This is a genomic window from Syntrophales bacterium (genome assembly GCA_035363115.1).
Lineage (GTDB): Bacteria > Desulfobacterota > Syntrophia > Syntrophales > PHBD01 > PHBD01.
The window spans coordinates 865,753-882,021 of record DAOSEM010000001.1 but is presented as its reverse complement, the minus strand read 5'-3'; the positions used below and the strand labels follow the sequence as shown (position 1 = coordinate 882,021).

The following is a 16,269-nucleotide window of genomic DNA, read 5'->3' as shown; positions in this document are numbered from 1 at the left end:
CACCGTCTCCTTTTCCGCCTGCGCTCCCCGATTCCTCATCCCGCCTGGGACCGCCGGTGCATGAGGAAGTTCATGTCCAGGGACATGACCTTCTCGTCCCGCTGGTTGCGGACTTCGTAATGCCAGACCTGGAACCCCTGGCTTGGCTTGCCCGTTTCCTTCTTGTCCTTTACGGTAATATGGACCGTGATCGTGTCGCCCAGCTTCACGGGGGCGAACATGCGCATGTTGTCCGTCCCCATCCAGGCGATCATGGCGCCGCCCTCGATTTTGGCCTGTGCCGCCAGCCCCACCGCGAGCCCGAAGATCAGCGGGCCGTGGGCGATCCTCCCCTTGAAGACGGTCTTCTGAGCGTAGACCTCGTCGGTGTGGAGGGGATAGAAGTCCATGGTGAGGCCCGCCCAGTTCACCACGTGGGTCTCTGTGACGGTGATCGAGGGGGTCTGGAAGTGGAACCCCGGGTCGAAATCTTCCCAGTATTTTTCAGGCATCGCGTTCTCCTTTCCCTTCACTTCGCCGCAGGGCGGAACTTGGGCAGCTTGAAGTCTTCGTTCAGTGTCTCGAAGACGACCTCCACGGGCATGTCGCAGCGGACCTCCTCGGGCCTGCAGCCCACGATGTTGGTGAGCATCTGGACCCCTCCCTCCTCCAGCCGGACCACGGCGATGACGTAGGGCATGTCGGCGATGAAGGCCGAGGGGGCGTTGCTCTCGACGACGGTGTAGGTGTAGACGGTCGCCCGGCCCGAGGCGGGAACCCACTCGACGGCGTCGGAAAAGCAGTGGGGACAGGCGATCCGCGGATAGAAGATGTATTTTCCACAGTCCGAGCACTTCTGGATGATGAACCGCTCTTCCTTCGCGGCGTCCCAGAAAGGCTTCGCCCAGGGGTTCACCACGGGAACGGGTTTCTTCGGTGCGTCCATATCAGTCCTCCTCCCCGGCGAGTTGCCGGACAAGTCATTTCCCGGTTTACAGAAAAACGCGGCAGCGGCCCTTTCTCAGGCAGGTATCGGTCCCCTTATTGGGACAGTTTCTGCAGATTTCGCCCCCGGACCGCTCAAAAATGCCTGGATGAAAGGCCCCCGACGTTCCGGACCATGGGGCTTACTTCCCTTCTCAAAGGGCTGTTCAAAATGGGCTGGATGCAAGGCCCCTGAAATCCTGGGCCGCGAGGCGTACTTTGAAGTACGTTGAGCGGTGCAGGATGAAGGAAACGCAGCAGACGGCCCATTTTCAGCAGCCCGCTAAGGTATTTCAGTACCCAGGATCGATACCTGAGCGTCCATATAGGTCCCGCCCACGGCCGTCTCCACAGCAAAGCGGGCGTTCGGCACCTGGCGCTCCCCCGCTTTTCCCATGAGCTGCCGGGCAGTCTCCACCAGGAGCGCCACGGCGCCGCCGGCTCCCGTGTGGCCCTGGGAGAGCATGCCGCCGTTGGTTGTGCAGGGGATGCGGCCGCCCGGCCACGTATCGCCCCGGAGGAAGATTTCCCCGGCCTCGCCGCGCTTGCAGAAGCCCAACTCCTCGAAGCCGATGATCTGGAAGATCGGGTAGGAGTCGTAGATCTCGGCAAGGTCCATGTCCGCCGGGGAGAGCCCCGCCTCCTCGAAGGCCATCTTTCCTGCCTTGGCCCAGCCGAACCGGGACACGTCAGGCTCCTGGGAGTAGACGAAATGGGTGACCACCCCGCCCTCCCCCAGCAGGTAGACGGGCTTCTCCACGAGGTCCCGCGCCCGCTCCGCGGAGGTCACGATGAAGGCCGCCCCGCCGTCGAAGAGCATGTTCGACTGCTTGGCCCGAAGCGGCGTGGAGAGCATCTTCGACTTGACGACCTCCTCGATGGTGAGGGGCTTGCGGAAGAAGGCGTTCGGATTCAGCTCCGCCCACTTCCGGTTGGAGACGCAGACCGCCGCCATGTGCTCATCGGTGCAGCCCGTCTCGTACATGTAGCGCATGGTCGAGAGGGCCGTGACGGCGGAATAGTGCTGGCCGTAAGGAACCTCCCACTCGGCGGAGATGCCCGCCGTGGAGAAGAGGTCGATGGCCCCCTGGGCAGTGACACCGGTGCCCAGCTTTTCCGCGTGGACGAACAGGATCATCGAGGCGGCGCCGCTGTAGATCAGTGCTGCCGCGATCTCGAGGGCGCAGGTGCTGCTGGAGCCACCGGCGAAGATCTGGCAGTTCTTCTTCACGTTCTTGAGTCCCAGCTCCTCGGCGATGCGGCAGGTGACCAGCTCCGTGTTGAAGGCGGGGCTGTAGAGGGCCCCTGTCGGCATCACGTAGTCGATCTCGTCCTTGTTGATCCCGGCGTCTTTGATGGCCATCTTGGCCGAGGCCATGCCGTGGTAGATGGCCGCCGTTTCTGGGAAACGGCCTGTGGGCACCTCGCCGATCCCGATGATGGCGACCTTTCCTTTCAGCTTGCTCATGCTTTCCTCCTTGCTTCGCGTCGCGCCGGAGCCCGCCGACGACGGACCCGCCGGTCCGAGCGGCCGCCCCTCACCGCGAGACGTCCCGTCACCCGTGATTTCAAGAGCACGCGGGCGGGGGAAAGGGACCCCGCCCGCCGTCCGGTTATTTCCTGATGCCCGCCAGGTTCTCGGCGATACCCTTGCACCGACCGATGATCTTCCTGGCTTCCATGAAGATCGTCATCCGCTCGGCGAAGGGAGAGCCCTCGCCGTGGAGGCAGATCGTCTCCAGGTCCGCCGAGGTGATGCGGCGGATCAGGTCGAACATCCGCAGCCGGTCCTCTGTCGGAACGGAGGCCTTCCCCTGCAGGTACTTCTTGATGTCCTCCTGGGTCTCGGGGTTCTGCCAGTCCTTGTAGGTCGGAGCCGTCACGAGGAGACCGCCGGCCAGGTCCTGGATGATCTCGCAGACCTTGTGGTAGTTGTGGGCGAAGTGGTACTTGGCGATGTTCGTCGTGATGGGGTTCGGCACCGGGATGCCCGCGTGGTCCACGAAATCCAGGCAGGCCGAGCGGGAGAGGGCCGAGAGCGTCTCCAGATAGATGACCAGCTCGGTGATCTTCTCCCGGACATGGGGCGCGTCAAGCACACCGTTGTAGTCCGCAATGGCCACGGCGACGCCCAGGAGCTGCTCGCTCAGCGGGATGCGGTAGGCGCAGCCCGTACGGCGGTGCATCAGGGCGAAGTTGTAGACCATCGTGGCGGCCATCTTCCACTCGCCGCACAGGAAGACGCGGTCCCAGGGGACAAGGACGTCGTCGAAGATGATCAGGGAATCCGTGTGCATGCGACGGAGGGGGCTCTCGAGGGGGAACTCCATATCGCTGATCCGCCCGTGGAAAGGCCGGACGATCTGGCGGATCCCCTTGGTGTTCGCCGGGATGGCGAAGGCGATCGCGTAGGGAGCGTCTTCCGGCCCGCTCATGGCCCGGCAGGGGATTACGAAGAACTCGTTGCAGTAAGCGGCCCCGGTGATGTGAACCTTGGCGCCCCGGACGATGACGCCCTCGTCATTCTTGTCGACAACCCGGACATGGAAGTCAGGATGGGCCTGGCCCGCGTCGGAGGGCCGGAGCCTGCGGTCGCCCTTCACGTCGGTGACGCCGGCGACGACGCACTTGTCGGTCTTCTTCAGGTACTTCCGGTAGTTCTCGATCCGCTCCAGGTAGACCTTCCCCGCATCGCCCATCGTCCGTGCCGTGATGGAGATGGCGTTCATCGCATCGGCACCGATGTCGTGGGCCAGGGGAATGTAGCCGTCGCCCAGCTCCGTCGCCTTGATGATAAGCTCCAGGTGCTTGAGCAGGTCTTCCCCGTTCTTCGGCACGTGGTTGTAGCGGCTGATGTTCTCTCCCAGCTCCTCGTCATAGACGAGGGCCAGGTCCTTGTATTGCGGATCGTGGGCCATCAGGTAGTCGACGGCGACGGTCTCGACGCAGGCCATCAGATCGGGATCCGTTGCCACGTTCTCGATCTTCCGGCCCTTGTAGTAGACGATGCGTCCGTCGTTCAGACTGTCCCGGTACTCCTGTGCTGTCATCAAACCCATTTCGAATTGCCTCCTTTGATTGGCCGGCCTTGTCGCAGGCCGGTCCCCGATTGTTTTTTTCCGCCCCGGGGCCGGGCGCCGGATGTTGAATGCAAAGCCGGGAAGCGGTTTGGCCTCCGCGACCTTTCTGGTTTCACCGACTGGAATGCGGGCGCAGGGGCTGCCGGAACGGGATGGGAAGGATTCCCGCCGCAGCCGCCCGCCCGTCTGGACCGGCTTCCCGGTCTCGATCCCTAAATGGAGCCGCCGCCGTCGGCCACGAGGATCTGGCCGGTCATGTAGGACGAGGCGTCCGAGGCCAGGAACAGGGCGACTCGGCCTACTTCTTCCGGCTGGGAGATCCGCCCGAGGGGCGTGTGACCCATTTCCTGCTTCAGCAGGGGCTCGTTCGTCCAGAGGGCCTGGCTGAACTTGGTCTGTACGACGCCGGGAGCGATGCAGTTGACTCGGATCCCATAGGGCCCCAATTCCTTCGCCATCGCCCGGGTCAGCATGTTGATGCCGGCCTTGCTGATGCAGTAGAGGCCCAGTCCGATATCGGGCGATACGCCGCCCACGGAGGAGATGTTGATGATGTTGCCGCTCTTCTGGCCCTGCATGATCTTGCCCACCAGAATGCTCGTCATGGTGTATCCCTTGAGGTTGGTGACCATGATCTGGTCGTACATCTTCTCTTCCATGTCGACGAGGAGCCCCATGCCGGGATTCGTGGCGGCGTTGTTCACCAGGATGTCGATCCGGCCGAATTCCTTCATGACGGTGTCCACCATGTTGCGAATGGCGTCCATCTCCCGGACGTGGGCCGAGACGGCGAGGGCGCGCCGCCCCTTGGCGCGGATCTCCTCCGCCACCTTCTCCAGGTCCGGCAGCTTCCGGGCGCTGACCGCCACATCCGCCCCCGCGTCGGCCAGCGCCAGGGCGATGGCCTTGCCGATTCCGCGGCTGCCTCCCGTTACGAGGGCTACCTTTCCTTCCAGGGCCAAGTAAGAAGTATCCAAAGCTGTTCTCCTTTCTGCGTGGATTTGCCGGTCGGCGGGTGCGGCGTCGGATCCGCTCCCCTTTGATCGATGAGGACCGATGAACGGTCACTCCTCATGATTTTGCAAGATCGGTGCCATTGGCCGGAAGGATAATTTGTTAATTATATCAATGCGATTGAACGCTCAGAGGGGAACAGCGCTCTCTCCTTGCACAACATGTTGCGCAAGACCGCCTACATGTTGCGCGCACGCGTTTCAGGGGAACACAGCACCTTTCCGATCGTACAAGAAATCCTAAAAGGGGACCGGGATGAAACCAATCGCTACCGGTGGCATCCTGGCGGCAGCCCACGCGCCCCGGATAAACCAAACTCCGCGGGGGCAAGTGAATCAGCGGCTATCCCGCAAGCGTCCCATCGAGGAGGCGGACCGTCTTGACATAGGAAGCCGCCATCTCCCGGATGATCTCTCCGGCAGGCCGGATCTCCTCCACCTGGGCCACGCTTCGTCCGGCGCTCCAGAAATCCCGCCAGCGTTTCGAGGCGGGATCGGGCCGCTCCTCGAAGGCCCGGATGCTGTCGGCCAGCCAGTTGGCCGGGTTGCCGGTGATCCGGTCGCTCAGGACGATGTCGTCGGGATCGGCCCGGACAATCGCCTCCTTGTAGGTCTCGGCCGTCCTGGCCTCCGGGGTGGCGATCAGCCGCGTCCCCACGACGACGCCGCATGCCCCTACGGCGAGAGCCGCCGCCATCTGGGCGCCCGTGCTGATGCCGCCGGCGGCTACAACGGGCAGCCCGGTTTTTTCTCTCAGATAAGGGACAAGAACCAGGGTGGGGGTCGTTCCGGCGTGCCCTCCCGCGGCGGATCCCACCGCCACCAGGCCATCGACGCCCTTTTCCCGGGCGCGGACGGCCTGGCGGAGCGAAACCACGTCGGCAAACACGACACCGCCCTTCCCGTGGACGGCTTCGAGGATAAGCTGGGGGTCTCCGAGGGACGTCAGGAAAAATCGAACGCCGTAATCCAGGCAGACCGCCAGTTGCTCCCGCCAGGCAAACTTGCCCGACAGGTGGATGTTCACTCCGATGGGCCGGTCGGTGGCGCGGCGAACCGCTTCGAGGGTCCGCTTCAGATCCTCGACGGTCCGGAAATTCGGCAGCGGCAGCGTTCCCAACCCTCCGGCCAGGGAGACCGCCGCCGCCAGTTCCTCATAGGAGACAAGGAACATCGGCGCCCCGATGATGGGATAGTCGATGTCCAGCATCTCCGTGAGTTCCGTCCGGATTTTCGCCGGTTCCTTCATCTTCATCCCTCCATCATGCCCTGGAGTGCAGCCGCCTCCGTCCACCCATCGCGATGCCGTGATCGCCCTTCTCCCGCCGGCCGCTCGAAACCGGCGCCGGGCGGTCCGACCCGCCCGGCGCATCCGTGTCTACCGGGGCGTCTTCGGTTCGCGGATCGGATCGACAATGACAAAACGCTTCTTTTTCCCGTCCGCCTTCAGGATCAGGCTGGAAAAGCTGCTGACGTGCCGCTTCGGCCCGAAGGTGATATTCGGGCACAGGCCGCCCATGTCGTGATTCTGGATGCTCTCCAGGCCCCTGACGAAGGAATCCGGCGTCAGGTCGCGGCCGGCCTTGCGGAGCCCTTCGCCGAACGACTCGATGTAACCCCAGGCGGCAAGGTAGAGATAATCTGGATAGGCCGGGTTGCCGAGTGTTTTCTTCGGATCGCCATACTTTGCGTTGATCTTCTTGATCCGCCGGATGCCTGGCAGATCCATCCACCCCGGCGCGTAGGGTGTGACGAGCATGTAGCCGTCGGCCTGCTCGCCAGCCAGGGCGAAAAGAGGCGGAACCCCGGTGGTGTTGTTGGAGATCAGGCTGACGTTCCAGCCCATCCTGGCCTTCTGCTTGATGATGGCCGCCGACTGGGGCAGGTAAGTCCACAGGACGATCGTGTCCACCTTCGCTTCCCTCATGGCATTCATGTGAGGCGTGAAGTCGATGGTGCCGGTCTTGTAGGGAGCCTCTTTCACGAGAGCCGTTTTTTTGAAGGACGCTGCCGCCCGGGCGCCTTCCAGGCCTTCCCGGCCGAAGTCGTCATCCTGGTAGATGATGCCGATTCGTGCCTTCGGGGTCTTCTCCAGGACATACTCAACCGCCCGGGTCGCCATGTCGTACTGCGCCGTGTGGGGGACAAAGACCCACTTGTTGCCCGGGTGGTAGAACTTCTTGTTCGCACCGTGGGGCATCAGGACGGCCTTGTTCTCCTGGCAGATGGGAACGATCGCGCTGGCTCCGGCGCTCCCGAGGTTGAAGGCGATGGCGAAAACACCATCCTTCAGGAGCACCTTTCGGGCGGCCGCCATGGTGGTGTTCGGAAGAATTCCGTTGTCCTCCACGACCAGCTCGATCTTCCGGCCGTTGATGCCGCCGGTGTCGTTGACCCAGGCGACGTAATCCCGGAAGGCATCGGCCACCGGAGGTCCTCCGTATTTGCCCGGCCCGGACAGGTCGACCAGGCACGCGATCTTGACGGACTTGTCGGTGACGCCCCGCACATCGGCGGCCCATGAACCGGACGCAACGATCAGGCCGATCAGCATTCCCGCCACAAGGGCGGACAGGACGGTTCTCTTCTTCATGGCGTTCCTCCTTTTTTTCCTGGTTGGATTCCCTTCCCGGCCCGCCCCCTGCAGACCCGAAAGGCCCGGTTTCCGGACACTCGCAGCCTCAATAACGGAAAGGCCACGTCTTCCAGTACGTCTTTGCCCGCTGGTAGATTCCGAAGAGGCCCCGCGGCTCGAAGAGGAGCGTGAGCACGATGATCAGGCCGAAGATTCCCAGCTTGAAGTCCACGATCAGTCCGCTCAACGCCGGGTGGGTCTCCTTGAAGGCGTCCACCGCGTACGTGATGCCGTGGGGAATCCCCGATATCAGAAGCGCCCCGAGGATCGACCCCAGGATGGTTCCGAGACCTCCCAGCACGATCATGGCGATATAGGCAAGAGAGAGCGAAAGATCGAAGAGGCCTGGAACAATCCATTTCTGGTAGTGGGCCACCAGGCAGCCGGCAGCCCCGGCATAGAAGGCGCTGATGCCGAAGGCCATGATCTTGTATCGGGCCAGCGGAATGCCCATGGCCTCCGCCGCGATGTCCCGGTCCCGGATCGCGCAGAAGCTCCGGCCGATCTTCGTCCGGGCGATGTTCTTTGCCGCCAGGACAGCCAGGATGGCGAGGACGGTGAGGACAAGGAACACCTCCCGCTCCGTATCGGCGGCAAATCCCCCCAGGCTCATGGGCGGCACAGGCAGCCCCCGGTCCCCCTGGGTCAGATCCCAGTGAAATAGAATATACTCGACGATGAAACCAAAGGCCAGGGTGCCCAGGGCCAGGTACAGCCCCTTCAGCCGCAGGGAGGGAATCCCCACGACCAATCCAAGGAGGGCCGCCATGCACCCGGACAGGGGCAGGGAAACGACAAACGGAACGCCGAGCTCGCCCGTCAGGAGGGCCGTCGTGTAGGCCCCGATGGCCAGGAAGGCGCCGTGGCCCAGCGAGATCTGGCCGGTGAATCCCGTCAGGAGGTTCAGGCCCAGCGCCCCAATGACGGCGATCAGGATCTCGTTGAGGATGCTGAGCTGGTATCGTGTCAGAAGGAACGGGACGGTGGCGAGGATCAGCAGCAACAGGGCCAGCCAAATCTTCACCCAGAGGTTCTGGAGCAGGGCCATGTCGGCTCCGTAGCTCGTCTTGAAGGATCGTCCCATGTCGTTACACGCGCTCCACCTTCTTCCGGCCGAAGATTCCGTGGGGACGGATCATCAGGACCAGGATCATGATCGCAAAGGCGGCGACGTCCTTGATATCCCCGAAATGAAAGTTCCCCAGCTCCAGTCCGCTCAGGTAACTGGCCGCCAGGCTCTCGATGATCCCGATGAGAAGCCCTCCCAGGATGGCGCCGCCGACGCTCTCCATCCCGCCGAGGATGGCCGCCGCCATGGCCTTGATCCCCGTGTGGCTCATGGAGAGGCGGACGAAGCTCTGCTCCGCCAGGAAGATCCCCGCCACGGCGGCCAGCACCGCTCCGAGGATCCAGGCCAGGGCGTGGATCCGTTTCACATTGATGCCCATCAGGCCCGCCGTGTCCGCATCCTCCGCCGTTCCCTTCATGGCGATCCCCAGGAGCGAACGGTTGAAGAAGAGGAGAAGCAGGAGGAAGAGGACAACCGATACGGCCATGGTGTACAGGGATCCCTGGGAGACGACCAGGCCGCCCAGGTCCGCCGTTTTGTCCGTGAAGGGGGAGACGATGGAGTAGACGTCATGCCCCCAGAGGAATCCCGCCATGGAGGTGAGGATGCTGGCCAGCCCGACGGTGACCATGATCGTCGAAAAGACCGGCTCCCCCACCATGCGCCGGAAGAAGACGACGTCCACGATGCATCCCAGAACGGCAGCGGCGCCCAGCGCGAGGAGAAAGGACAGGACATAGGGGAGTTGTGCCAGCGTGGCGAAGGTAAAGCATAGAAAGGCCCCCGCCATGGCCAGTTCCCCCTGGGCAAAGTTCAGAACGCCCGTGGACTTGAAGATCATGACGAATCCGAGCGCCAGCAGCGCATAGATTGCGCCCATGGACATTCCGTTGAATGCGATTTCCAGCACCTTCTCCATCCGCACCTCCCCGCCTTTTCGTCTTCCCGCCTGCCGTGCCTTCCCCTCCGCCTATGCCCCCGGACCGCTTTTCCCGGCCTCGCCGTACATCCGCTCGATCTCCCGGCAGAACCGCTCGTCGATGATCTTCCGCTTCACCTTCTGCGTTGCCGTCACTTCCTCGTCATCCTGGTCGAGCTCCTTGACGAGAATGTGGAATTTCTTGACCCGCTCCACCTGGGCCAAATGCACATTCACGGCTTCCACTTCGTCCTGGATCAGCCGGTACACGTCCGGGTTCTCCGCCAGGCTCCGGTACGTCGTGTAGGGAACCCGTTTGCGCTGGGCCCAGTTGCCCACATTGTCGTAGTCGATCTGGATCAGGGCGGTCAGGTACTTGCGGCCTTCGCCCACGATGATGGCCTCCTTGATGTAGCTGCTGCACTTGAGGCGGTTCTCGATCTCCGAGGGGGAGATGTTCTTGCCGCCGGAGGTGACGATGATGTCCTTTTTGCGGTCCACGATGAAGAGGTGGCCGTCCTCGTCGAACTGGCCGATGTCGCCGGTATGGAGCCAGCCGCCATGGATCACGTTGGCCGTAGCGTCCTCGTCGCGATAGTACCCGGCAAAGATCGAGTCGCCTTTCAGCAGGATCTCCCCGTCGGGGGCCAGGCGGCACTCCAGGGCACGGCAGGGCTCGCCCACCGATCCGTGCTTGATCCGTCCACGGGGACCCGTGGCCCCGCCGGCGGTCTCCGTCAGGCCGTACATCTCGACCGTCCGGATCCCCAGGGACCGGAAAAAGGCCAGGATCTCCGGCGCGATGGGCGCGCCGCCGCTCATGATGCACCGGCAGTCGGCAAGTCCGATCCGGTCGCGGAGCGGGCGGTAGCTCCAGAAGTACCCCAGGGTGTACGCCAGCCGGAGTAGCGGCGGCACCGGCCGCAGGTTCATCCGGCACTGGGCGACGGCCTTTCCCGGGGGCTCCCAGAGGCGGACCTGGAACCGCTTGAAGCGCGTCGAGTCCTCCATCTTGATCCGCACCGTCGAATGGATCTTCTCCAGGATCCGCGGCACCGCAGCGAAGAACGTCGGGGAGATCTCCCGCAGGTTCTCCTGGACCGTGTCGATGGACTCGGCAAAGTTGACCGTGTAGCCCAGAACCAGCGGCATCGCCATGGCCAGGTTCCGCTCGAAGATGTGGCACAGCGGGAGATAGGAGAGGATCGAATCCTTCTCTCCCAGGTGGAGCACCGGCTGCAGGGCATAAAGGATCTGATGGATGATGTTGCGGTGGGTGATCATGGCCCCCTTGGGGGCGCCCGTTGTACCGGAGGTGTAGACGATAAAGGACACGTCGTCGGGCTGCGTCCGGGAAACGGCCTCAACAAAGGACCCGGGGGTCCTCCGGACCTCCTCGCGCCCTTCCTCTTCCACCTGCGAAAAAGGGATGATCCGCCGGTCCGGGTGGTTCCGGAGGCCCTTCATGTCGATGACGACGATTTTCACAAGAAGAGGCAGCCGGTCCGCCACGAGGAGGACCTTGTCAGCCTGCTACTGGTCCTTGACGACGACGAACCTCGACCGGGAGTGATCCAGGATGTAGTGCACCTGCTCCGCCGAGTTGGTGGGATAGACGCCCACGGAGACGCCGCCCAGGCTCTGGATCGCCAGGTCAGCGATGACCCACTCCGGGCAGTTCTCCCCCAGGATGGAAGCGTGGTCGCCCCGCTCCATCCCCAGTTTCGCCAGTCCCGCGGCCAGTGCCTGTACCCGTTCGAGGTAGGTCCGCCAGGAAATCTCCTGCCAGATGCCCTTGTACTTCCGCCGCATGGCGACCCGGTCACCGTAACGGTCCGTCTTTTCAATCAGAAGCCGGGGCAGGGTCGTGTCCGTCGTTTCCATGGTCCGCTACGCTCCCAGGTACGCCTGGATCACCTCGGGATTCCCGGCGATTTCGTCGGGTGTCCCCTCGGCGATCCGCGTTCCGAAATTCAGAACGGAGACCCGGTCGGACAGGTCCATCACAAGTCCCATGTCATGCTCGATCAGCACGATGGTGATGTTCATCTCCTCATTGATGTCGATGAGATAGCGCGCCATGTCCTCCCGCTCCTCCAGGTTCATGCCGCTCACCGGCTCGTCGACCAGCAGGATCCTGGGGCTCATGGCCAGCGCCCGGGCCAGTTCCACACGCTTCTGGACTCCGTAGGGGAGGCTCCCCACGGGCAGCTTCCGAACCGCCTGGAGATCGAGGAATTCGACAATCTCCTCGACGGCGTCGCGGCTCCGGATCTCTTCCCGCCGGCATCTTCCCCAGAACAGGGCGGCTTCGACCAGGCCGTAGCGGAGGATCGGCTCCCGGGCCGACAACAGGTTGTCCAGGACTGTCATGCCCCGGAAGAGGGCAATGTTCTGGAAGGCACGGCCGACGCCCAGGCGGGCTATCTCATGAGGCTTCCGGCCGGTGATCGATTCCCCGGCGAAGCGGATGGTCCCCCGCTGGTACCGGTAGATTCCGCTGATGCAGTTGAAGAGGGTCGTTTTTCCGGCCCCGTTGGGGCCGATGATGGAGTAGATCTCCCCTTCCCGCACGGAGAGGGAGACGTTCTCGAGGGCCCGGATGCCGCCGAAATGTATCGACAGGTCCTCCAGCGCCAGAAGTTCCGCACCCGCGTCCTTCACGAAAGCCATCGCTTTTTCCGCCGGTAGTGCTTCACGTCCCGGAAGCTCTTCCGGGTCCCCACCTCCGTCAGGCCCAGGTAGAACTCGCGGATATCCCTGCTCTCCCGGAGTTCCGCCGCCGACCCTTCCATGACGATGCGCCCGTTCTCCATGATGTAGCCGTAACCGGCGACGGACAGGGCCGCGTTTGCATTCTGCTCAACAAGGAGAATCGTGGTCCCCTCCTCCACGTTGATCCGGTGGATGATCTCAAAGATCTCCCGGACCACGATCGGTGCGATCCCCAGGGAGGGCTCGTCCATGATGAGAAGCCGGGGCTCCGCCACCAGGGCCCTTGCGATGGCCAGCATCTGCTGCTCGCCGCCGCTCAGGTATCCCGCCAGTTGCCGCCCCCGCTCCCGGAGGACCGGGAAATGCCGGAGCACGCGCTCGCGGTTCTCCGGGTAGCGCCTGCGGTCGATCCGCCACGACCCGATCCGGATGTTCTCCTCCACGGTCAGCTCCGCGAAGATCCGCCTTCCCTCGGGAACCTGCGAGATCCCCAGGGCCACGATCTCGTGGGGCGCCCGGTCGTTGATGATCGACCCCGCAAACTCCATCGTCCCGTCCTCGACTTCCAGGTTCAGGGTCTTCCTGATCCCGCAGACGGTATTGATGGTCGTCGTCTTTCCCGCCCCGTTGGAGCCGAGAAGAGCGACGATCGCACCTGCCGGGACCGTGAGCGAGATGCCCTTCAGCGCCAGGATGACATCATGGTAGGTTGTCTCGAGATTGGTGATCTTGAGCATCGTCTTGTCCGGACCTGTTGGAGGTGGAGGGGGAAAAGACGTCTGCCCCGGCTGCATGGGCCGGGTACATGCCGGATGCTTCAGGACAGCAGCCGCAAGAAAGGTGCCATCCGTCGAAATGGATTTACCGCAATGATTTCATGGTAATGAGAAATAGCCACCCCATTCGCACGAACGTCATGCGCAACATGCCGAACAAGGAATCCATATGTTGTTCACTGCAAGAGACAGACAGCCGTTGTGGCAAGATGAATAATTGATGTCGGAGGGCGCAACAGATGGCGCCTCTATCGAATGGAATGCCCGCTGCCGTTTTGGCAAACATTCTTCCGCGGCGGGCCGGAAATCTTGACACGGGACGCGCCACGGCGGGGCGCTCCCGGGATGGTTGTCAGACCTCGATCCTGAGGCCGTCGTAGGCCGCCATGATCTCCAGGGGAGGCAACTCGGCCTCGGCGTGGATCTTCAGGTATTTCCGCGTGTCCCGGCAGAACTGTTCGATCACCTCGTCGGAATAGCTGTGTTCCGTGTGGAACAGGCACAGTCGTTTCACTCCCGCCAGCACGGCGATCTCCACGGCCGTCAGGTTGCTCGAGTGCCCCCAGTTCTCCTTGGTGTCGATCGCGTCCAGCAGGGTGTACTGGGCATCGAAGATCAGCAGGTCGGCGTTGCGGAAGAATTCCACAATTCCGTCCGCACCCGGGCTGTTCTCCCTTTTGTGCTCCGCGTCGGTGGCAAAGACGATCTTCCTGCCGTTTCCGGTGAACGAGTACCCGTAGGAGTCTCCCGGGTGATTCTGCTGGATCGCCCGAACCGTCAGTCCGGCGATCTCGTAGTCCCTGTCCTCCTCGATGGTGACGAACCGGATGTCCCCCCTCATGGATGAAAGCGGCGCCGGGAAAAAAGGTGGATCCTGCTGGTGCGTGAAGGAGCGCCTGAGGTCCCGGTGAACACCGTAAATGACGATCTGGTTCCCCGGCAGGTAAGCCGGGACGAAGAACGGGAACCCCTGGATATGATCCCAGTGGACATGGGTGATGAACAGGTGAAAAATGGCGTTATGGTTTCCGGAGCCTCGACCGGACTTTAAAAAGGCATTGCCGAAGTCCCGGAGCCCCGTGCCGGCGTCACAGAGAACGGTCTCCTTCCCCCCTCCGATCTCCACGCAGGACGTATTGCCGCCATAGGTGCCCCGGACGGGAAAGGGCAGCGTCTCCAGAAACGCCTCCACGTCGCGATCGGTCTCGATCTTGTGTTTCCTGCTCTCCAGCAGGGCTCGGCGGATCTTGCCGCGGACCGCCTCCGCCGTCATGGAAACCGGCAGGGATCCGCGCGTTCCCCAGAAGTGGACGTACATGGATGACCCCTCCCCTTAGAACGGTCGGACTATAGCAGACTGACGATTGGATTGGCAATCATCCCCTGTTGTTTCCGTAATGATTATTCGAGGTCACGCAGGTGCCTCTCCCCCATCCGCATGGGCAGGATGACGGCGAGGATGCAGAGGACCAGGGAGACCGCAAAGGATACGACGAGCCAGGTCCACTGAAGAACGGAAAGAGAGCCGCCATGGAGGCCCTTCATGAACACCTGGTACACCGGGCCGGCCTCCAGGATGATGACCGCGCCGATGAACCCGGCGCTTGAGATCATGAACAGAAGTCCCCCGAAGCTGGTCACCGCCTGGGCGGGATTCTCGGACTTGAAATCCGGGTAGGCCGCCCCCAGGCCGACCGCCAGGGCCACGACACCGGGGACCATGGCGAACACGGTGGACGTCGACAGGCCCATCATGAACGGTGTCACATCCAGGAGCAGGTTGGAAACGACGATCAGGATCTCCGCAAGGATCACGAGGGGCACATAATAAAGGAAGAACTTGACCCACAGAAAGGTCCGGATCGAGACGGGCGCTGCGCGGAGAATCCAGAAGGCTTCCGCTTCCATGCTCACGGCGGGAAAGACGAAGCGGGACGCAATCGCGATGAGCACAAATGACGCCAGCCCCATGTTCAGGAAGGAGAACAGGTTCTGGAGGTAGACCGTCCGGATGGGCGTCTTGTCCAGGGGAAGGACCGAGAAATTGTAGAGATACACCGCGATGAGGGCCGCGATCATGAACAGCTGCGGCCAGGCGGTCTGGTCCCGAAAGAAACTCCGGGTCTCCTTGAATGCCAGGGCCCGAACCGGGGGCGGCAGGAAGCGGAGCAGGAGGGGGCGCCTTCCCGGACGGAGCCAGCGGGTCGGGAACAGGCGCTCGGCCGCCGTCTGGGCCCTTGAAAAACCGGGGAAATACAGGACGCCGGCCAGCCCCGTTGCGACGAAGACGAAGGAGGACGCACAGCTCCAGGACAGGGCCTGGTGAAACAGGGATTCCCGCCACGCTCCCTTCAGCGACGCCATCATGGCGTCCATCATCCAGGTTGTGGGGAGGAGAGGCGATCCCGGCGTCTCCATGGACTTCAGGTAGGCCATCACCGTCTGGAACTGCTCGGGGTTGACCAGCCGCTCCGGCCTCATGAGGCGGAAGGCCAGGACGAGCCCCAGCGTGATGATGACCGCGAGAAACAGGAACACCGTCCGCAGGCGCCCCGCCGGCAGTACGACGGCTGCAATGAGCACGGCCAGGGCACTGACACCCGATGCGATCAGGCACATGGACAGGAGGGAAAGCCCTGCGGTGGCGTAGAATCCCGGGCCTGCCGAATAGACGATCCCGTAGGAAAGGAACACCGGCAGGCTGAACACGATCACCATCCAGGAGCTGTCGGCGGTACTCTCGATCCAGCGGGACAGGAAGATGCGCGCCGGCGAAACCGGAAGGGCATGGACGAGAATGAGGTCGCGGCTCAGGTAGAGTTTGGATAAGCTTGTAATAATACTGCTGAAGACGAGGATCGCAAAGAACGTCACCAGCACCATGGAGAGGAGCTTGGCGGCAAGGATGTCGCCGAACCCCTCGGCGCCCCGAAAATATCGCAGGACCCGATAGAAAACGGCGAAGATGCCCGCCCAGAAGACAAGGCCCAGGGAGCCGAACAGGGCGGCACGGATCCGGTAACGCTGGGCATCGGCGACGGCGCCGTTGCGGAAGGTCAGAATCCGTGGAGTGAGCAGGAGCCGGACGGCGTTCATGGA

General features: G+C 62.9%; 13 protein-coding genes and 1 pseudogene. All 14 read right to left on the bottom strand.

The window, feature by feature from the left end; translation table 11 throughout:
• Nucleotides 1-35 precede the first annotated feature (35 nt).
• Nucleotides 36-491 carry a MaoC/PaaZ C-terminal domain-containing protein gene (locus PLO63_03865; protein ID HOI73264.1) on the bottom strand — a complete coding sequence of 152 codons (456 nt, stop codon included), beginning with the start codon at nucleotides 489-491 and terminating at the stop codon, nucleotides 36-38.
• Nucleotides 492-508: 17 nt separating this feature from the next.
• Entirely contained in the window at nucleotides 509-925 is a 417-nt protein-coding gene (locus PLO63_03860; GenBank protein HOI73263.1) for a Zn-ribbon domain-containing OB-fold protein, read from the bottom strand.
• Between the two features lie 321 nt (nucleotides 926-1,246).
• Nucleotides 1,247-2,431 (bottom strand): thiolase family protein, encoded by a 1,185-nt coding sequence (locus tag PLO63_03855; GenBank protein ID HOI73262.1) that lies wholly within the window; start codon nucleotides 2,429-2,431, stop codon nucleotides 1,247-1,249.
• A gap of 145 nt (nucleotides 2,432-2,576) precedes the next feature.
• Nucleotides 2,577-4,022, bottom strand: a complete 1,446-nt coding sequence (locus PLO63_03850) for a 4-hydroxyphenylacetate 3-hydroxylase N-terminal domain-containing protein (GenBank protein ID HOI73261.1) — start codon at nucleotides 4,020-4,022, stop codon at nucleotides 2,577-2,579.
• A 233-nt stretch (nucleotides 4,023-4,255) separates the two neighbouring features.
• Nucleotides 4,256-5,020, bottom strand: coding sequence for a glucose 1-dehydrogenase (locus PLO63_03845; GenBank protein HOI73260.1), 765 nt, complete (start codon nucleotides 5,018-5,020; stop codon nucleotides 4,256-4,258).
• 379 nt (nucleotides 5,021-5,399) lie between these two features.
• On the bottom strand, nucleotides 5,400-6,305 hold the full coding sequence (locus PLO63_03840) for a nitronate monooxygenase (protein HOI73259.1): 906 nt from the start codon (nucleotides 6,303-6,305) through the stop codon (nucleotides 5,400-5,402).
• A 129-nt stretch (nucleotides 6,306-6,434) separates the two neighbouring features.
• Complete coding sequence (locus PLO63_03835) at nucleotides 6,435-7,649, bottom strand: ABC transporter substrate-binding protein (GenBank protein HOI73258.1); 1,215 nt, start codon at nucleotides 7,647-7,649, stop codon at nucleotides 6,435-6,437.
• Nucleotides 7,650-7,737: 88 nt separating this feature from the next.
• Nucleotides 7,738-8,775, bottom strand: a complete 1,038-nt coding sequence (locus PLO63_03830; protein ID HOI73257.1) for a branched-chain amino acid ABC transporter permease — start codon at nucleotides 8,773-8,775, stop codon at nucleotides 7,738-7,740.
• Nucleotides 8,776-8,779: 4 nt separating this feature from the next.
• Nucleotides 8,780-9,679, bottom strand: a complete 900-nt coding sequence (locus PLO63_03825; GenBank protein ID HOI73256.1) for a branched-chain amino acid ABC transporter permease — start codon at nucleotides 9,677-9,679, stop codon at nucleotides 8,780-8,782.
• Nucleotides 9,680-9,730: 51 nt separating this feature from the next.
• A pseudogene (locus PLO63_03820) lies at nucleotides 9,731-11,563 on the bottom strand (AMP-binding protein).
• A 6-nt stretch (nucleotides 11,564-11,569) separates the two neighbouring features.
• Nucleotides 11,570-12,352 carry an ABC transporter ATP-binding protein gene (locus PLO63_03815; protein ID HOI73255.1) on the bottom strand — a complete coding sequence of 261 codons (783 nt, stop codon included), beginning with the start codon at nucleotides 12,350-12,352 and terminating at the stop codon, nucleotides 11,570-11,572.
• Nucleotides 12,340-13,131, bottom strand: a complete 792-nt coding sequence (locus PLO63_03810; protein HOI73254.1) for an ABC transporter ATP-binding protein — start codon at nucleotides 13,129-13,131, stop codon at nucleotides 12,340-12,342. The genes PLO63_03815 and PLO63_03810 overlap by 13 nt, the downstream gene beginning before the upstream one ends.
• A gap of 391 nt (nucleotides 13,132-13,522) precedes the next feature.
• Entirely contained in the window at nucleotides 13,523-14,488 is a 966-nt protein-coding gene (locus PLO63_03805) for an MBL fold metallo-hydrolase (protein ID HOI73253.1), read from the bottom strand.
• 83 nt (nucleotides 14,489-14,571) lie between these two features.
• Nucleotides 14,572-16,266: a hypothetical protein gene (locus tag PLO63_03800; GenBank protein HOI73252.1), complete on the bottom strand. Its 1,695-nt coding sequence runs from the start codon at nucleotides 16,264-16,266 to the stop codon at nucleotides 14,572-14,574.
• Nucleotides 16,267-16,269 lie beyond the last annotated feature (3 nt).